Here is an 18,232-nt window from a genome sequence, read left to right on the forward strand (position 1 = left end):
AGTATTATCTGGAAACTGTGACGAAAAAGATTCGTATGGAGGGGTTTTTGTGTATAATCGGGAAGAAGAAATTATAGAACAATATGAAGTAGAAGTAAAAAGTACGGCAAAAGGACGCGGAGCTCTGATCTGTGATACGGATCAGGGGACGATTTTGTTAAAAGAGTTTTGCGGCTCGAAAGAGCGAGCAGTTTTTCTGCATGATATACTGGATTTTTTGGCAGAGGAGGATTTTCTGGCGGAAACGATCATGCCGGCAAAAGATGGGGAAATTTTAGTAAAAGATGAACTGACAGACATCACGTATATCTTAAAGAACTGGTATTTAGGACGGGAATGTGATGTTAAGAATCGTGACGATATTTTACTTGCAGTCAGAAAATTAGCACAGCTTCATAATCTGACAAAAAATTATCAAAAAGAAATTCCCGGATTTTTAAAGATGGACAAAGAAAGTCTTTTGATGGAATATGAAAAACACAATCGGGAGTTAAATAAAGTTAAAAATTATATACGTAATAAGCATAAGAAAAATGAATTTGAAGTATTGTTTATGAAGGTCTACGAAAGCTATAAAACACAGGCATTTGAAGTGACAGCACAGTTAAAGGAGCAGCTTGATGGCATGGAAGGATCCGCTGTTTCACAGATGTGGGGATTGTGCCATGGCGATTATAACCAGCATAATATCATTCATTTTCAAGGCGAATGGGTGGTTTTAAATTTTGAACAGATGTCGTATGATGTATTGGTTCAGGATTTAGCAAATTTTATCCGTAAGATCCTGGAAAAATACAACTGGAATACAGGGCTTGGCATAGAAATGATCACTGCCTATGATCAGGTCAGAAAACTTCTGCCGGAAGAATTAAAACAGCTTTATCTTCGTCTGGCGTATCCGAAAAAGTACTGGAAAATAGCAAATCACTACTGTAGTTCCAGAAAATCATGGATTTCCGGCAGGGACATTGAAAAATTAGAAAAGGTGATCCGGCAGGAAACAGAAAGAAAACAATTCTTAAAAATGTTATTTTATTTCACAAGAGAAACAGGGTGTGATATAATAGGCATGGACAGTGATATAAAGTAACGATGAAGTACTAGACAGTTATTACTTGAGTTAAATTGGAGAATATACGATGAAGATACACAAACATCTGGGAAAAGTAGTATTTTTCGCCGTTTTTATGGGACTTTTTCTCTCTGCCTGTGCACAGAGTACAGACAGTGGGATCGAGCAGCGCAGGCGTGGTACAGGTGTGAAAACAGCAGAAGATGCAGTACAAGAGGATACAGAAGCCTTAGAAGATACAGAAAATAGTACGTCCTCAAGCCTGTATATCCTTACCGGAATAGATAAGAACCGCAAGGTTGCATCGTTTCAGCAGGTAAAGAGTGCAAGACAGTCTGAATATACATATGATGCAGGTACACGTTTCTTAGATAAATATGGAAATACGAAATCGATCGATTCCTTTATTCCGGGAGATGTAGCAGAGATCACAGTGTCAAGAGATCAACAGAAATTAAACAGCCTGCAGCTTTCAGGTGATGTCTGGGTGCAGGAAGATATTTCTAATTATACAGTAGATGAGAGTATCCATGCGGTTACGATAGGACAGACAAAATATTCCTATGATCCTGAAATGGATATTTTTTCAGGAAACGCAAGAGTGAGTTTTTCAAGCCTTGGAAAAGCAGATGTCTTACGTGCAGTCGGCTTGGATAAGAAGCTGATCTCCCTTGCGATCACAAAAGGACATGGATATTTAGCACTTGCGAATACAAAGCTGTTTGAAGGCAGTTTCATCTGTGTAGGAGACAAGATTTTTGAGGAAGTCACACCGAATATGCAGATGGAAGTACCGGAGGGAACTTATCTTGTCACGGTAGCGAATGATGGCTACGGAGGCAGTAAGGAAGTAACGATCACAAGAGAGCAGACAACAAGCCTGAATTTAGATGAATTAAAGGGTGAGGGGCCGAAGTACTGCAAGATCACTTTTGATGTAGGTGTCGAAGGCGCAGTTCTTAAGATCGATGGTAAGAAAAAAGATTATTCAAAGCCGGTAAAAGTCAAGTATGGTATCCATACTATTATAGCCGAGGCAGACGGTTATGAAGCCATTACAGAAAAATTAGTGGTCAATTCCGAAGAAGCAGAGATTGAGATCGCACTTACCTCAGCGTCTGGATCAGATTCTTCAAAATCAGACAGCAGCAGCTCTGATGTGGATAATACAAGCAACACAAATAATAACAATAACAGCAATAACACAAATAATTCGAATAATAACAACAATAGCAATCATAGCACTATTACGAATAACAATACTAACAGTAATCATAACAATGCCGGCAATAATACAGGCAGTAATACGAACAATAGCAGCTCTAATGGTACAGGCAGTAATTCTGCCAACAATAATAACGATTCGTCATCGACAGATTATCTGACAACATTGTATAATCTACTTACGTCGATCAATAATACGAATAACAGCAGTACAAGTAACAGCAGTACAAGCAGTAACAACAGCAACAGCAGTGCCAATAACTTTGATGATTTAAGTGATGGCTAAGAGCAGGAGGAGAAAATTATGAGTTACAAAGAGATCTATGAAGCGTGGCTTGCAAACCCATATTTTGATGATGCCACAAAAGCAGAGTTAAAAGGAATTGCAAATGACGAAAAAGAGATTGAAGACAGATTCTATACAGAATTAGAATTTGGTACAGCAGGTCTTAGAGGTGTCATTGGGGCAGGAACAAACCGTATGAATATCTATACGGTAAGAAAAGCAACACAGGGACTTGCAAATTACATCAAAAAAGTAAATCAGCAGTCAAGAGGTGTTGCGATCGCTTATGATTCAAGAAGAATGTCACCGGAATTTGCTGACGAAGCAGCACTCTGTCTTGCAGCAAACGGCATTAAAGCATATGTGTTTGAGTCACTCCGTCCGACACCGGAATTATCTTATGCAGTCCGTAAGTTAAACTGTATCGCAGGAATCAACGTGACAGCCAGCCACAATCCGGCAGAATATAACGGATATAAGGTATACTGGGAAGATGGTGCACAGATCACACCACCGCATGATACAGGGATCATGGCAGAAGTAAAGGCTGTAACAGATTATAATACCGTTCTTACGATGGATAAGGCAGATGCACAGGCAAAAGACCTCTATCAGACGATCGGAGAAGATATCGACCGTCCGTATATGGAAGAGATCAAGAAACTCGTATTGCATCAGGATGCGATCGATGCAGTAAAAGATGATTTAAAGATCGTTTATACACCACTTCATGGAACAGGAAATATTCCGGTGCGTACGATCTTAAAAGAATTAGGATTTAAAAATGTTTTTGTAGTTAAAGAACAGGAACTTCCGGATGGCAATTTCCCAACTGTAGATTATCCGAATCCGGAAGCACCGGCAGCATACAAACTTGCACTTGCATTAGCAGAAAAAGAGGATGCTGACCTTGTATTGGCAACCGATCCGGATGCTGACCGTTTAGGTGTTTATGTCAAAGATCAGAAAACAAAAGAATATCATATGTTAACAGGAAATATGTCAGGCTGCCTGATCGGGGATTATATTATCGGACAGACAAAAGCAGTCAAAGGAAGTCTGCCGGCAGATGGTGCATTTATCCGTTCTATCGTATCTACAAACATGGCAGATGCGATCGCAGCTTACTATGGTGTAGATCTGATCGAAGTGTTGACAGGATTTAAGTTTATCGGTCAGAAGATCTTAGAATTTGAAACAACAGGCAAAGGTACTTATCTGTTTGGTATGGAAGAAAGCTATGGCTGCCTGCCGGGTACTTATGCAAGAGATAAAGACGCAGTTGCAGCAACCATGTTCTTATGTGAAGCAGCAGCTTTCTATAAGACACAGGGCAAGACCTTATGGGATGCCATGTTAGATATGTATGAGCGTTACGGATATTATCAGGATCATGTAGAATCCATTACCTTAAAGGGTATTGAAGGCTTAGAGAAGATTAAGAATGTACTTGAAACCTTAAGAAATGAACCGCTGACTAAGATCGGTGATTATACCGTATTAAAAGCAAGAGATTACCAGAAAGATACGATCGTTGACCTTAAGACAAAAGAAGTTACTCCGACAGGACTTCCAAAATCAAACGTATTGTATTATGAATTAAATGATGATGCATGGGTATGCATCCGCCCATCCGGTACAGAACCAAAAGTAAAATTCTATATCGGTGTAAAGGGTACTTCCATGGAAGATTCTTTGGAAAAATCAAAGAGTTTAGGACAGACGATGCTCGATATTGTACAAAAGTTGATCTAATTGCCAAAAATCATTGATTTTCCTTGACAAATATAGGTAAAACAAGTATAAATAGTTTTATAGGTAATCGAGAAAACGAGCCTTAATTATATGAAAATCCACAGGAGGAATTTTTAAATGAACAAAGCAGAATTAGTTGCCGCTATGGCCGAAAAAACTGAATTATCTAAAAAGGACGCTGAAGCTGCATTAAAGGCTTTTACAGATGTTGTAGCAGAAGAATTAAAAAAAGGTGAGAAAATTCAGTTAGTAGGTTTCGGAACATTTGAAGTTTCTGAAAGAGCTGAGAGAATCGGAAGAAATCCATCTACAGGAGCAGAGATGAAGATTCCAGCTTCTAAAGCACCTAAGTTTAAAGCTGGTAAAGCATTAAAAGATCTGATCAATGCTTAATTTGTGAATGATAAGAAGAAACGAAACAGTTTACTGAAGAGAGCGTATTTTACAGAGGGCATGAAAGATGTCCTCTGTATTTTTTTGATATCTATTTTTATAATAAAAAAGCAACGAGGACAACATATGAGATTAGATAAATTTTTAAAAGTATCCAGACTGATCAAACGCCGTACCGTAGCTAATGAAGCATGTGATGCAGGCAGGGTGATGGTCAACGGAAAAACAGCAAAGGCATCCGTAAATGTCAAAGTCGGAGATATCATTGAGATCGCATTCGGACAAAAGACGGTGAAGGTAGAAGTCTTATCATTGACAGAGTCTATCCGTAAAGAAGATGCGAAAGAGATGTTCAAATATTTATAGTCTAAATATATGAACCTCCTAATATAATGTAAGAAAGACAACCATTCTAAGAACAGAGCGGTTGTATATCAGGAGGTAAATATGGAAGAAAAAACAGTGAATAACAAGGCACATAAGGTTCTCCTTAACAACCGTAAGATGGGAAATTTCAGCGGTGTCGTAGATGTACTTTCATTTGATGTAGCAGAGATCTTATTAGAAACCGAACAGGGAATGCTTTTGATCAAGGGAAATGACCTTCATGTGAACCGTTTGAGCTTAGAAAAAGGTGAGGTCGATATTGAAGGCAGGATCGATTCTTTAGCATATTCCGAAGTGAAAGATTATGGAAAGCAGGCAGAATCTTTTTTTGGACGGTTGTTTAAATGAGTGGAGCCGTCAGCGAAACGATCTTACAGGAAGGAGGACTGCTCTGTTATTCATTTCTGTTTGGAATCGCCCTAATGATGCTCTATGATATATTGCGGATATTCCGCCATATTGTCAAACACAGAACAATCCTTTTAGCAGTGGAAGATGCCTTGTATTGGATCATATGCGGTATCGGGATCTTTGCCATGCTGTATCGGGAAAATGATGGCCTTTTACGATGGTTTGTCCTAGGCGGTGTTGCCATAGGAATGTTAGTGGAAAATGGTTTATTTAGTCCATGGATCATCCGGTTCTTTGTGAAGATCATACGATTTTCCTTAAAAGTCAGTGGAAAAGTAGTCGGCGCTGCAGCAAGACCGGGGAAAAAACTTTTTTTATTTTTCCGAAAAGAATTGAAAAAATTAAGAAAAGTGATTAAGATAGGATTAGACAAACAATAAGTGCAGGAAGAGGATAGAACTATGAGCAGATATCGGAGAAAGAAAAAGAACCGGGCAGGCAGGTTCAGCATAGCCTGTATCGTGATACTGTTACTTGCCGTTATGTCCGTACAGATCGTACGGTTGTATGATAAAAATCAGGATTATGATCTAAAAGAAGCAGATCTGAATGAGCAGTTAGAACAGGAAACAGAGCGTCGGGATCAGATTGCAGATTATGAAGAATACATAGGAAGTCAGGAATATGTGGAAGATACTGCAAAGAGTAAACTAGGCTTAGTTTATGATAATGAGATTGTTTTCAAAGAGAAATAATAAAATTACTTAAAATGGATGAATGCCCTCGAATCTACATTTCGAGGGCATTTTTGGCGAAAAGTTTTCAAATCGTATCCAAGGGTTTGACAAAAATATCAGATCACAATGCGTATAATGCCTCTTAGTCCTGCGGCAGACAGCCGGCAGGAAAGTGTGTATGACCGAAAAGATCTGTTTAGAGCATTTCGGGCGTACAGAAAGATCAGATCAGGAGGATGTTTGTATGACAAAGATGGGTTGGAAACAATTTGCACTTAGTATTGTGGGAGCAATGGTATGCCGCATAGGGATCATGGGCTGTTATCCATTAGTACCGGCATTTTTTGCAGCAGTCTATTTAGAAGAAAATGGAAGATGGCTGTTATCTGTAGGAATGATAGCAGGTATGGTCGCATTTCTTCCAATATCGGTGATCGCAAAATATGGTATGGCATTGCTTGTGATCGGAGTTACCGTCCGTATGTCCGAGTGGGTGGAAAAGAAATGCAGTACCATATTAGGAGCAGTCGCAGCATCACTTGGAACCTTTGCACTTTCTATTTTTGGCGGGATATTTGATATTAGAAACCAGATCTCCATAGGGGCTGCGATCTGCGAAGCTGTTTTTATCTTTGGATTTGTCGTCTTAGCTGCCCGCGGAATCCATTTATTTTTGGAAGAAAAAGAAAAACCTCTGCAACAGGAAGGATTGCAGGGGGCATACAAAGAACAGCGTCTTTTGAATTATGCAAAGAGTTTTGAAGGACTTTCAAAGACATTTTTATCTATGAGCAAAAAATCTGAAATGCAGACAGAGGAATTAGGCAGGATACAGCAGGAAGTGACCGGCAGGATATGTAGTGGATGTGATACCTGTGCGATCTGCTGGGCACCGGCAGATCCGACAATGTATGAATTGTTTGGCAGGCTTATCACAGGGCTTTTGCAGAATGGAGAGGCAGATGAGATCACTAGAAAAGAGTTAGAGAGAAACTGCTGTTATGCAGGGCATATCGAAAGAGAAGCCATGATGGTCTTTGAGCAGGCAAGATTAAATAAGGCATGGTACAACCGGCTGTTAGAAAACCGGGAAGTGATCGCACAGCAGCTTGATGCGATGGCATTTATCATGCAGGACTGTGCGAATGAAACACAGATTTTAGATGGTCAGGAAAAACGGAAACTCGCAGAGATACGCTATCGGGCAAAAGAGGCAGGAATTACGGCAGAGGAAGTACATCTTTATCGAAAAAATGATGGGCATATGCAGGCAGTTTTAAAAGTAAGATCAAAGTGGGGCAACTGTGTAGCAATGAAAGATCTGACGAAAGCCGTATCGGGAGCACTCGATCTTTCTGTCATGGCACATAAAGATTCACGTACCTTTATAGGAAAAGACAGCACAGAAGTCATCTATGAAGAAGAGCCGATGTTTCATGCGGTCCATGGAGTTGCCAAGCTTACAAAAGACGGAGCAGCAGTTTCGGGAGATAATTTTTCATGTATGGAAAAAGAGGATGGGGAATTAGTCTTAAGTCTTTCTGACGGCATGGGTTCCGGTGTCAGGGCGTGCAGGGAAAGTGAACTGGTCTTAGATCTGTTAGAACGGTTTATTGAAGTCGGATTTACAAAAGAAACTGCGATCAAAATGCTGAATTCGGCAATGGTCATCTGCGGGGAAGATGAGGGCTATTCGACTGTCGATATTACATCGGTAAATCTGTATACCGGTGAAACAGATTTTTATAAGATCGGGGCATCGGCAACTTTTATCCGCCATGAAGACCGCAGGGTAGAGTGTCTGGTATCTACGTCCCTGCCGGTCGGAGCTGCTGTGGAAGTGGAGATCGAGCAGGCGAAAAAGCAGCTTGCCAATGGAGATTTTCTTGTCATGGTTACAGATGGTGTGTTAGAATATCTGCAGACAGAGCGGCCGGAGGAGGTCTTAGAGGAGATCATTTCCGATATTCATACAAATCATCCGAAACTTCTTGCAAAAAAGATATTAGAAAAAGTAATGGAATATACAAAAGGAGAAGTGCAGGATGATATGACAGTATTAGCTGCCGCTATTTGGGAGAATTAAGATACATGTACATGACAGATAAGATAGCAGAGTATATCCGAAAAGAGCATATGATAAACGCAGGAGAGCATATCTGTGTGGGCGTATCAGGAGGGGCAGATTCCGTCTGTCTGTTCCGCATCTTAGAACATCTGCGAAAGTCCATGGGATTTACGATGTCTGTAGTGCATATTGAGCATGGGATACGCGGAAAAGAGAGTTTATCAGATATGGAATTTGTGAAAAATTTAGCAGATGCATATCAGATCCCTTTTTTCGCATATACATTTCCGGTGGAACAGATCGCAAAAGAAGAAGGGCTGTCTGTCGAAGAAGCGGGAAGAAAAGTGCGTTATGAGGCATTTGCTAAAGAAGCAGAAAAATATGGAAAGCATCAGACGGTAAAGACCGCACTCGCCCATCATGCAGATGATAATGCAGAAACCATTCTGTTTCATATGTGCCGCGGAAGTGGGATCGAGGGACTTGCCGGAATACGTCCGGTGCGGGATCAGATCATACGTCCGCTTTTATGTGTGGCAAGAAGTGAGATTAAAGCCTATTTAACGGAAATCGGGCAGGAATACCGGACAGATGCGACCAATGCAGATATCACATACAGCAGAAACAGGCTTCGTAACTGTGTCATGCCGGAATTAGAGCGAATCAATGAGCGGGCAGTTTCACATATCAACTGTCTGTCAGAAGATATCAGGGAAGTTTCAGATTATCTGGCAGAAGAATCGAAACGTATATTAAAAGAACGGCTTTGTAAGGAGCCGTCCGGCAGTATCTGTTTTTCATTGGACAGCTTTGATAAGAATCCTTTATTTTTACAAAGACAGGTTATGCTGCTGTTGCTTGCGGAAATATCCGGAAGCAGAAAAGACCTTGGAAGGGAACATGCAGAAGCACTGCTTAAGCTGAGTAACAATCAGGTAGGGAAAAAAGTGTTTCTGCCATATGGGATATTAGCGGAAAAAACATATGGAGCATTGCTTTTTACAGACAAATCTGCAGCAGACCAGCAGAAAAAAGAACCTGTTTTTTTGTGGCAGGGGATAGAAATGGAAGAAGTACTCAGAGAGATCAATGCAAAGGGAGAAACGTCAGGTAATTTGTCTGTATTTGGCAGGAAGGTCTGTTGCCGTATCTTTAAAAGGAAGAAAAAAGATAGAGAAATTCCCAAAAATCAGTATACGAAATGGTTTGACTATGATAAAATAGAAAATGGACTCTGTTTTCGGGGCAGGGAGCCCGCGGATTATTTTATCACAGATGGGTATGGACATAAGAAGAAACTAAAAGAATACCTGATCAACGAAAAGATACCAAAGGCAGAGCGGGAGAACATACCATTGTTAGCAGATGGTTCCCATATTTTATGGATCATTGGATACCGTATCAGTGAATATTATAAGATTACAGAAGATACGGAGTATGTGTTAGAAGTACAGTTTATGGAGGATGTCACATGAGTGAAACAATACGTGTATTATTATCAGAGGAAGAAGTAGATAAGAGAATCGCAGAGATCGCAGCAAAGATCAGCGAAGATTATAATGGGGAGCAGGTACACATGATCTGTGTATTAAAAGGTGGAGTATTTTTTACCTGTGAACTTGCAAAACGTCTGACGATCCCAGTTTCCATGGACTTTATGTCCGTATCAAGTTATGGTGCAGATACAAAATCCAGCGGTGTCGTAAAGATTGTCAAAGATTTAGATGAAGGAATAGAAGGAAAAAATGTGCTGGTAGTCGAAGACATCATTGATTCTGGCAGAACATTAAGCTACCTGCTTGAATATCTGCGCAACAGAAATCCAAAGAGCCTGAAACTCTGCACATTATTAGATAAGCCGGAAAGACGTGTGGTAGAAGTGGATGTAGATTATACATGTTTTGATATTCCGGATGAATTTGTGGTAGGCTATGGTCTTGACTATGCACAGAAATACCGGAATCTGCCATATATCGGTGTGGTTGAATTAGGCTAGAAGGAGGTCCTACGTTGAAAAAGCGTAATTACAGAGGATTTGGATTCTATGCGGTCTTAGTGATCGTTGTCGTTGTACTCTGGCTGATGTTAGATGCAAAGCAGAATGCAGCAAATGCGTATACGATGACGGAATTTAAAACTGCATTGACAAAAGAAGATGTTGTCTATATAGAAATAGAACAAAACAGAGAAATACCGACGGGTGTACTCAATATCCGTCTGAAAGATAATGTAGAGAAAGAACTCTATGTTACAGATGTCAATGAGATACAGGATCTGCTGGCAGAACATGATTTTACCAATTATTATGTGTCAGATGTTCCACCGGAGAGCTGGCTGCTTAACCTGCTCCCATTACTGATCGTATTGGCAACGATGTTCATTTTGTTTATGATCATGAGCAATCAGGCGGCAGCAGGCGGCGGTGGCAGCAAGATGATGAATTTTGGCAAGAGCCGTGCAAAGCTTTCCACTGAAGAAAATAAGATGAATTTTGGAAATGTCGCAGGACTTCAGGAAGAAAAAGCAGAGTTAGAAGAACTGGTAGATTTCTTAAAAGCACCAAGAAAATATACAAGACTTGGGGCAAGGATACCAAAAGGTGTGCTTTTAGTAGGCCCTCCGGGAACCGGTAAGACCTTACTTGCAAAGGCAGTAGCAGGAGAAGCCGGAGTTCCGTTTTTTAGTATTTCCGGTTCAGATTTTGTAGAGATGTTTGTCGGAGTCGGTGCATCCCGTGTCCGTGACTTGTTTGAAGAAGCCAAGAAAAATGCACCTTGTATCGTATTTATCGATGAGATCGATGCAGTCGCAAGACGCAGAGGAACCGGAATGGGCGGTGGACATGATGAGCGTGAGCAGACATTGAACCAGATGCTTGTCGAAATGGACGGATTTGGTATCAATGAAGGAATTATTGTCATGGCAGCTACTAACCGTGTCGATATCTTAGATCCGGCGATTATGCGTCCGGGACGTTTTGACCGTAAGATCCATGTCGGCAGACCGGATATCGGTGGCAGGGAAGAAATCTTAAAAGTTCATGTTAAGAATAAACCGTTAGCAGATGATGTGGATTTAAAACAGATTGCACAGACAACAGCCGGATTTACCGGAGCTGATCTTGAAAATCTGTTAAATGAAGCTGCAATCAATGCAGCAAAAGAAGACCGTGCCTATATCATGCAGGAGGATATCAAGAAATCCTTTGTCAAAGTAGGCATTGGTGCAGAGAAAAAGAGCCGTATCATTTCAGAAAAAGAAAAACGTATCACCGCATTCCATGAAGCAGGTCATGCGATCTTATTCCATGTACTGCCGGATGTGGGACCGGTATATTCGATTTCTATCATACCAACCGGTGCAGGGGCAGCAGGATATACGATGCCATTGCCGGAACATGATGAAATGTTTGATACTAAGGGACGTATGTTACAGCAGATCGTTGTAGATCTTGGTGGCCGTGTCGCAGAGGAATTGATCTTTGATGATATCACAACAGGCGCTTCACAGGATATCAAACAGGCGACACAGCTTGCAAAAGCCATGGTAACAAAATATGGCATGTCAGACAACGTAGGTCTTATCAATTATGATAATGAAGACGATGAAGTATTTATCGGCAGAGATCTTGCACATGCAAGAGGATATGGGGAAGGCGTTGCAGCACGTATCGATGATGAAGTAAAACGGATCATTGACGAGTGCTATGCAAGAGCAAAAGCAATTATCCGTGAGCATGAAGACGTATTGAACCGGTGTGCAGAGCTTTTATTAGAAAAAGAGAAGATCAGCCGGGAGGAATTTGAGGCATTATTTTCGTAACAAAATGGCAGAAAACAGCTGCAGACAAAAAGTTGGGAAAGATATAAATAGTGATTGTGCATTTTTTAAATCGATTCACAAAAATTAGGACTAAGGTACTATACATTATTCACAAAAACAACATCAAAAATTTGTGAAGTTTGTGCACACTTATCTTGGCTTTGATGTTACTATAATAACCGTAAAAACCCCCCAATACATTATATATAGTTTTTGCTACACCCCATAGTAAAAATACCTTCTCCTAAAAAAGACAGCAGATCGATGGCTGTCTTTTTTATTTTATCATAAGATTTGGGTGTCAAAAGATGGCTTTCATTTTTTTGATTGGCAGATTACACAAAGCCGAGTCTATTTTGTTCCGTTGTACGAAAATAAGAAAATCTAAGCCTGCCTGAATTAGATTGTGATAAAGTGACGTGTACGTCTTAAACGCCCATCCATGGGCATTAAGACTTTTGCTGCCGTCCATGGCAGCAAAACGCTATACATGAACAGGCAGACTAAGATTTACTAATTTTCTCCCAAAGTCACAAAAATAGTTTCGGCTTTGTGCAATCTGCCAGCCACTAAGTTGTGAGCCACCTTTTGACACTCGAATCATCATAGAGAAATTCTAAGAAAAGAGGGAACATGATTTATGAAATATCAGTCGGTCTATGAGTTAAACAGAGTACAGCAGTATATTATGCAGATGCGTCCAGTCCTGCGGAAACAGGCCTTGTTTTCAGATGGAACAAAAGATTACAGGATTCCTGCAGAACCAAAAGAGAACGAGATCGTAACGATCCGTTTCCGGACAGCAAAAGATAATGTCGATGTTGTCTGGTTATGTACCAAAGATACACGCTATCAGATGAAATTAGTCGAGCGTGATGATACTTTTGATTATTATGCAGTCAGAATACCATTGACAACAGAACGTTTTTCATACTATTTTGAAGTCGCATCAGGATTGCTAAACTGCTATTATGACCGTTATGGTGTGACAAAAGAGGTCAGGGAACAGTATTTCTTTGAGATCGTTCCGGGATTTTCCACACCGGACTGGGCAAAAGGTGCTGTAATGTATCAGATCTTAGTAGACCGATTCTATAATGGAGATCCTTCGAATGATGTTTTAGACGGAGAATATTACTATATCAAAACATTGAGCAGCCGAGTACCGGGGGAACAGTGGGACAAATGTCCGGAAAATTTTGGTGTAGCTGAATTTTATGGCGGAGATCTTGCAGGTGTTTTGGAAAAATTAGATTATCTTGCAAAACTTGGAGTAGAAGTGATTTATTTTAATCCGATCTTTGTTTCGCCATCGAATCATAAATATGATATTCAGGATTATGACCACATTGATCCGCATTACGGAAAGATCATCGAAGATGAAGGAGAGCTTCTGATCGAGGGAGAAACCGATAACAGAAAAGCTACCCGTTACTGCTGCCGTGTCACGAACCAGAAGAATTTAGAGGCAGGCAATGCATTTTTTGCAGAATTTATGCAGGAAGTGCATAAGCGTGGAATGAAAGTGATCTTAGACGGTGTATTTAACCACTGTGGATCATTCAACCACTGGATGGACAGAGAAGAGATCTATGCCGGCAGGGAAGGATTCGCACCGGGGGCATATGTATCAAAAGACAGTCCGTATCGGGATTATTTTGGATTTTCCAATAAAGATGATGCGGCATGGCCGCACAATAAGTCCTATGAGGGCTGGTGGGGACATGATACACTTCCAAAATTAAACTACGAAGGTTCAAAGGCTTTATATGAGGATATTTTGAGGATCGGAAAAAAATGGGTATCAGAGCCATATTGTGCAGACGGCTGGCGTTTAGATGTGGCGGCAGATTTAGGGCACAGTGAGGAATTTAACCATCAGTTCTGGAGAGATTTCAGGGATGCGGTCAAAGAAGCCAATCCGAATGCCGTTATCTTAGCAGAGCATTATGGTGATCCAAAGGCATGGTTAGCCGGGGATCAATGGGATACGATCATGAATTATTCAGCATTTATGGAACCTCTGACATGGTTTTTGACCGGTATGGAGAAGCATAGTGATGAGTATCAGCCGGAACGTATCGGAAAGATCAGTGATTTCGAGGGGGCAATGCGGCATTATATGACCAGTTTTATGACACCATCACTTTACTGTGCAATGAACCAGCTTTCTAACCATGATCATTCACGTTTTTTAACAAGAACGAACCACAAAGCAGGACGGGCAGAATTTTTAGGAAAAGAATCGGCTTCAGAAAATGTAGATTATGGTGTAATGCGTGAAGCCGTGTTGGTGCAGATGACATGGCCGGGAGCACCGACGCTTTATTATGGAGATGAAGCGGGGCTCTGCGGATATACGGATCCTGATAACCGCAGGACATATCCATGGGGACATGAAAACGTGGAACTGATCGATCTGCACAGGGAACTGATTCGGATCCATAAGGACAATCCGGCAATCCGGAATGGTTCCTTTACATTTTTAGACAGTGAAGATGATCTGCTCTGTTATGCAAGATTTAACAGAGAACAGCAGTTTATCATTATCGTAAATAACAGTAACGAAGAAAAAACGAAAAAGTTAAATGTTTTAGGTGCCGGAGTTCCTTTAAAATGCACACTACGGCAGTTGATCGTAACAACAGACTTAGGATATTCCCTGATGCCGCAGTATTATCAGGTAAAAGAAAGCACTGTATCTGTTACGATACAAAAAAAATCGGCAGTGATTTTAACAACAGTTCAGCATGAGCTGAACCGTTGTTAAATTAAAAAAATTTTTAAAAGTATCTTGAAAACTGAAAATGACTATGCTATAATATCATCTTGTCAGGGCGTTGATATACGTTTTGAAAAATGGGCAGATTCCCGAGTGGCCAAAGGGGACAGACTGTAAATCTGCTGCATATTGCTTCGGTGGTTCGAATCCACCTCTGCCCATTTCATTTCTATCACAAACTGATACATAATTTCATATTTGCCCGCGTGGCGGAACTGGCAGACGCGCAGGACTTAAAATCCTGTTGTAGCGATACAGTACCGGTTCGATTCCGGTCGCGGGCATGAAAGTGAAGAAACCTTGAGAGATTGAGGTTTCTTTTTTTATTTGGAAAAGAACAATACCGGGTACAGCTGATGATCAAAAGGGTTTCATTGTAAACGAAACAGATACTTCCATATCAGGATAAGATTCTGTATAATATATCTATCATGTGCTAAGAAAAGATGTGGAAAACTCTTAGAGAATGAAAAGAACCAGAAACTCAATGTGAAACAAAAATGACAATATAGTAAATGTGATACATTCACAGATAAAAGGAGGATCAGATGCCGGTTATTTATCATGCAGATACAAAAATTTTTCATTTATATAATGATACGATCAGCTATCTTATGATGGTGCTGAGAAACGGACAGTTGGGGCAGTTATATTTTGGAAAGAAAATTCGGGATAAAGAAGATTTTTCTTATTTATTGGAGCTAAAACAGCGGGCAATGGCATCTTATATTTATGAAGGTGACCGAACTTTTTCGATGGAGCATATCAAGCAGGAACTTCCGGTATTTGGTGCTACAGATTACCGTCAGCCGGCAGTAGAAATCTTACAGGAAAATGGCAGCCGTCTGTCGGAATTTACCTATGAGTCACATCAGATACAAAAAGGAAAGCCCGGATTAGAAGGACTGCCTGCAACGTATGTAGAGTCAGACGAAGAAGCAGATACATTGATCATCACGTTAAAAGATACGGTGACAGGTATCTGTGCAAATATGCTTTATAGTATCTATGCAAAGGGCGGTATTCTAACACGCAGTATCTGTTATGAGAATAAAGGAAAACAGCCGGTACACCTGACTAGGGCGATGAGTCTGAATTTAGATCTGCCGGATCATGATTATGAGTGGCTGCAGCTTTCCGGTGCATGGGCAAGGGAACGGCATATCAAAACACGCAGCTTAGAACAGGGAATCACAGCCATTGGAAGTATGCGTGGTCATTCTTCCCACCAGCAGAATCCTTTTGTCACATTAAAACGTCCATATACTACAGAACATCAGGGTGAAGTGATCGGAGTTAGTCTGGTATACAGTGGAAATTTTTTGATGCAGGCAGAAGTTGATACGCATAATGTGACAAGACTTTCAGCGGGTATCCATCCAGACTGTTTTGACTGGAAATTAGATGCCGGAGAGCATTTCCAGACACCGGAGGCGGTGCTTGTTTATTCAGATAAGGGACTAAACGGCATGAGCCAGACATTTCATAAATTGTACCGGAAACGTTTAGCAAGAGGATACTGGCGGGATAAGACAAGACCGATACTGATCAACAACTGGGAGGCAACATATTTTGACTTCACAGAAGAACGTCTGCTTGAGATTGCAAAAAAAGCATATGAATGTGGAGTAGAATTATTTGTATTAGATGACGGCTGGTTTGGTGCAAGAAGTAATGATCATGCAGGACTTGGTGACTGGGTAGTAAACAGAGAGCGTCTGCAAAATGGAATTTCCGGTCTGTCTGAAAAAATAGAAGCACTCGGTATGAAATTCGGTCTGTGGTTTGAGCCGGAGATGGTCAATAAAGATTCAGACCTTTACCGCACACATCCCGACTGGATTTTACAGGTGCCAGAGCGCAATGTTTCCCATGGAAGAAATCAGTATGTTCTTGATTTTTCCCGAAAGGAAGTGGTAGATCATATCTATGAAATGATGACTGAGATTCTACGGAAATCTAAGATTTCTTATATTAAATGGGATATGAACAGAAGTATCAGCGAGTGCTATTCAAACACATTATTGCCAGAGCAGCAGGGCGAAGTATTCCATCGTTATATTTTAGGGGTATATGATCTGTATGAACGTCTGACAAGTGAATTTTCGGAAATCCTGTTTGAATCCTGTGCAAGCGGCGGTGGACGGTTCGATGCCGGAATGCTCTATTATGCACCACAATGCTGGGCAAGTGACGATACCGATGCGATCGAACGGTTAAAAATACAGTATGGCACATCGCTGTGTTATCCGATCAGCAGCATCGGCAGTCATGTATCTGTGATACCAAATCATCAGGTATTTCGGAATACTCCACTGCATACAAGGGCGAACGTGGCTTATTTTGGAACATTTGGATATGAGTTGGACTTAAATAAATTAAATGAAACAGAACTATCACAGGTCAAAGAGCAGATTGCATTTATGAAAAAGTACCGGCAGGTGATCCAGTTTGGAAATTTTTACCGTCTGCGCAGTCCGTTTGAAACAAATGAAACGATCTGGGAGGTTGTCAGTGAAGATAAGAAAACAGTCCTTGTCGGCTGGTATCGTACTTTAAATCAGGTCAATGGCACATTTGACCGGATACAGCTAATGGGACTTGCACCGGATCTTCTTTATACGAATGAGCAGAATGGAACGAAGAATTATGGAGATGAGCTGATGCATTTAGGTCTGATCATATCTGATGTGACAGCAGGTGAAGTGACAGGTGATGATATCCCATGTACAGATTTTGAATCGAGGATCTATCTGTTAGAGGCTTAAATACCATATAACAAGAAACGAACATAAACAAAAAATCTTCTGCATACAATGTAAAAACAAGTATCGCAGGGGATTTTTTTGAAAGGCTATATTGAGGAAAGAGCTATGGAAATAGCAAAATATATTATTGAAAACAATGCAACTGTAAGACAGACTGCAAAGCAGTTTGGCATTAGCAAGAGTACCGTACATAAGGATGTAACAGAACGACTTCCACAGATCAATCCAGCATTAGCAAAGACCGCAAGGAAAGTATTAGATGTCAATAAGTCAGAACGTCATATCCGTGGCGGGCTTGCAACAAGAGAAAAATATCTGCATCAGCATATGTAAAAACAAAATGATCTTTTACGAAGAAAACCGCCTGGACTATGTGGGTATCACAAGGTCTAAGCGGTTTTTCAGGCTTTTTTGTAACTATTCAGAACCCCTCTCATATATTCGCAAAACCGCACGATAAATCGTGCTTTACCGCTGCTTTGCAGCTATTTTGTTCATATATGGGGCGGTGACTCTATTCGAGCCACCTTACGAATCATAAAAACTGTTACTTACATGCAAGCATGACGTATCAATTTTTACGATTC

General features: G+C 40.7%; 15 protein-coding genes and 2 tRNA genes. All 17 read left to right on the top strand.

Features of this window, described 5'->3' with window-relative positions; all coding sequences use genetic code 11:
• Positions 1–49 precede the first annotated feature (49 nt).
• The 17 genes from H8S17_RS01570 (at position 50) to spoIIID (ending at position 17,978) form a co-directional block, all read left to right on the top strand.
• On the top strand, positions 50–1,090 hold the full coding sequence (locus H8S17_RS01570) for a CotS family spore coat protein (protein ID WP_186865943.1): 1,041 nt from the start codon (positions 50–52) through the stop codon (positions 1,088–1,090).
• Between the two features lie 49 nt (positions 1,091–1,139).
• Positions 1,140–2,582, top strand: a complete 1,443-nt coding sequence (locus tag H8S17_RS01575; RefSeq protein ID WP_186865944.1) for a PEGA domain-containing protein — start codon at positions 1,140–1,142, stop codon at positions 2,580–2,582.
• 18 nt (positions 2,583–2,600) lie between these two features.
• Positions 2,601–4,337, top strand: coding sequence for a phospho-sugar mutase (locus H8S17_RS01580; protein WP_186865945.1), 1,737 nt, complete (start codon positions 2,601–2,603; stop codon positions 4,335–4,337).
• 117 nt (positions 4,338–4,454) lie between these two features.
• Positions 4,455–4,730: an HU family DNA-binding protein gene (locus tag H8S17_RS01585; RefSeq protein WP_186865946.1), complete on the top strand. Its 276-nt coding sequence runs from the start codon at positions 4,455–4,457 to the stop codon at positions 4,728–4,730.
• A 126-nt stretch (positions 4,731–4,856) separates the two neighbouring features.
• Complete coding sequence (locus H8S17_RS01590; RefSeq protein WP_178052419.1) at positions 4,857–5,096, top strand: RNA-binding S4 domain-containing protein; 240 nt, start codon at positions 4,857–4,859, stop codon at positions 5,094–5,096.
• Between the two features lie 81 nt (positions 5,097–5,177).
• Positions 5,178–5,465, top strand: coding sequence for a sporulation protein YabP (gene yabP, locus H8S17_RS01595; protein WP_178052420.1), 288 nt, complete (start codon positions 5,178–5,180; stop codon positions 5,463–5,465).
• A complete protein-coding gene (gene yabQ / locus H8S17_RS01600; RefSeq protein ID WP_178052421.1) occupies positions 5,462–5,908 on the top strand; it encodes a spore cortex biosynthesis protein YabQ in 447 nt (148 codons plus the stop codon). The genes yabP and yabQ overlap by 4 nt, the downstream gene beginning before the upstream one ends.
• Positions 5,909–5,929: 21 nt before the next feature.
• A complete protein-coding gene (locus tag H8S17_RS01605; RefSeq protein WP_186865947.1) occupies positions 5,930–6,223 on the top strand; it encodes a septum formation initiator family protein in 294 nt (97 codons plus the stop codon).
• Between the two features lie 160 nt (positions 6,224–6,383).
• On the top strand, positions 6,384–8,291 hold the full coding sequence (locus tag H8S17_RS01610) for a SpoIIE family protein phosphatase (protein ID WP_186865948.1): 1,908 nt from the start codon (positions 6,384–6,386) through the stop codon (positions 8,289–8,291).
• A gap of 5 nt (positions 8,292–8,296) precedes the next feature.
• On the top strand, positions 8,297–9,748 hold the full coding sequence (gene tilS, locus H8S17_RS01615) for a tRNA lysidine(34) synthetase TilS (RefSeq protein WP_186865949.1): 1,452 nt from the start codon (positions 8,297–8,299) through the stop codon (positions 9,746–9,748).
• Positions 9,745–10,269 (top strand): hypoxanthine phosphoribosyltransferase, encoded by a 525-nt coding sequence (gene hpt, locus H8S17_RS01620; RefSeq protein ID WP_186865950.1) that lies wholly within the window; start codon positions 9,745–9,747, stop codon positions 10,267–10,269. The genes tilS and hpt overlap by 4 nt, the downstream gene beginning before the upstream one ends.
• 14 nt (positions 10,270–10,283) lie before the next feature.
• Entirely contained in the window at positions 10,284–12,095 is a 1,812-nt protein-coding gene (gene ftsH, locus H8S17_RS01625) for an ATP-dependent zinc metalloprotease FtsH (RefSeq protein WP_279287787.1), read from the top strand.
• A gap of 640 nt (positions 12,096–12,735) precedes the next feature.
• A complete protein-coding gene (locus H8S17_RS01630) occupies positions 12,736–14,865 on the top strand; it encodes a glycoside hydrolase family 13 protein (RefSeq protein WP_186865951.1) in 2,130 nt (709 codons plus the stop codon).
• A gap of 91 nt (positions 14,866–14,956) precedes the next feature.
• A tRNA-Tyr gene (locus H8S17_RS01635) sits at positions 14,957–15,038 on the top strand.
• Between the two features lie 39 nt (positions 15,039–15,077).
• A tRNA-Leu gene (locus tag H8S17_RS01640) sits at positions 15,078–15,161 on the top strand.
• Between the two features lie 264 nt (positions 15,162–15,425).
• A complete protein-coding gene (locus H8S17_RS01645) occupies positions 15,426–17,645 on the top strand; it encodes an alpha-galactosidase (protein ID WP_186865952.1) in 2,220 nt (739 codons plus the stop codon).
• Between the two features lie 78 nt (positions 17,646–17,723).
• The gene (gene spoIIID / locus H8S17_RS01650; RefSeq protein WP_186865953.1) at positions 17,724–17,978 is read left to right on the top strand and encodes a sporulation transcriptional regulator SpoIIID; all 255 of its coding nucleotides are present in this window, start codon (positions 17,724–17,726) and stop codon (positions 17,976–17,978) included.
• Positions 17,979–18,232 lie beyond the last annotated feature (254 nt).

The sequence above is a fragment of the Roseburia zhanii genome, from assembly GCF_014287635.1.
Classification (GTDB): Bacteria; Bacillota; Clostridia; order Lachnospirales; family Lachnospiraceae; genus Roseburia_B; species Roseburia_B zhanii.

Excerpts from the sequence above, each read along its gene's own strand:
- H8S17_RS01590 (WP_178052419.1), top strand. The coding sequence starts at position 4,857 with ATGAGATTAGATAAATTTTTAAAAGTATCCAGACTGATCAAACGCCGT.
- H8S17_RS01645 (WP_186865952.1), top strand. The coding sequence starts at position 15,426 with ATGCCGGTTATTTATCATGCAGATACAAAAATTTTTCATTTATATAAT.
- H8S17_RS01610 (WP_186865948.1), top strand. The coding sequence starts at position 6,384 with ATGACCGAAAAGATCTGTTTAGAGCATTTCGGGCGTACAGAAAGATCA.
- H8S17_RS01605 (WP_186865947.1), top strand. The coding sequence starts at position 5,930 with ATGAGCAGATATCGGAGAAAGAAAAAGAACCGGGCAGGCAGGTTCAGC.
- yabP (WP_178052420.1), top strand. The coding sequence starts at position 5,178 with ATGGAAGAAAAAACAGTGAATAACAAGGCACATAAGGTTCTCCTTAAC.
- H8S17_RS01585 (WP_186865946.1), top strand. The coding sequence starts at position 4,455 with ATGAACAAAGCAGAATTAGTTGCCGCTATGGCCGAAAAAACTGAATTA.
- yabQ (WP_178052421.1), top strand. The coding sequence starts at position 5,462 with ATGAGTGGAGCCGTCAGCGAAACGATCTTACAGGAAGGAGGACTGCTC.
- H8S17_RS01580 (WP_186865945.1), top strand. The coding sequence starts at position 2,601 with ATGAGTTACAAAGAGATCTATGAAGCGTGGCTTGCAAACCCATATTTT.
- hpt (WP_186865950.1), top strand. The coding sequence starts at position 9,745 with ATGAGTGAAACAATACGTGTATTATTATCAGAGGAAGAAGTAGATAAG.
- H8S17_RS01575 (WP_186865944.1), top strand. The coding sequence starts at position 1,140 with ATGAAGATACACAAACATCTGGGAAAAGTAGTATTTTTCGCCGTTTTT.
- H8S17_RS01630 (WP_186865951.1), top strand. The coding sequence starts at position 12,736 with ATGAAATATCAGTCGGTCTATGAGTTAAACAGAGTACAGCAGTATATT.
- tilS (WP_186865949.1), top strand. The coding sequence starts at position 8,297 with ATGTACATGACAGATAAGATAGCAGAGTATATCCGAAAAGAGCATATG.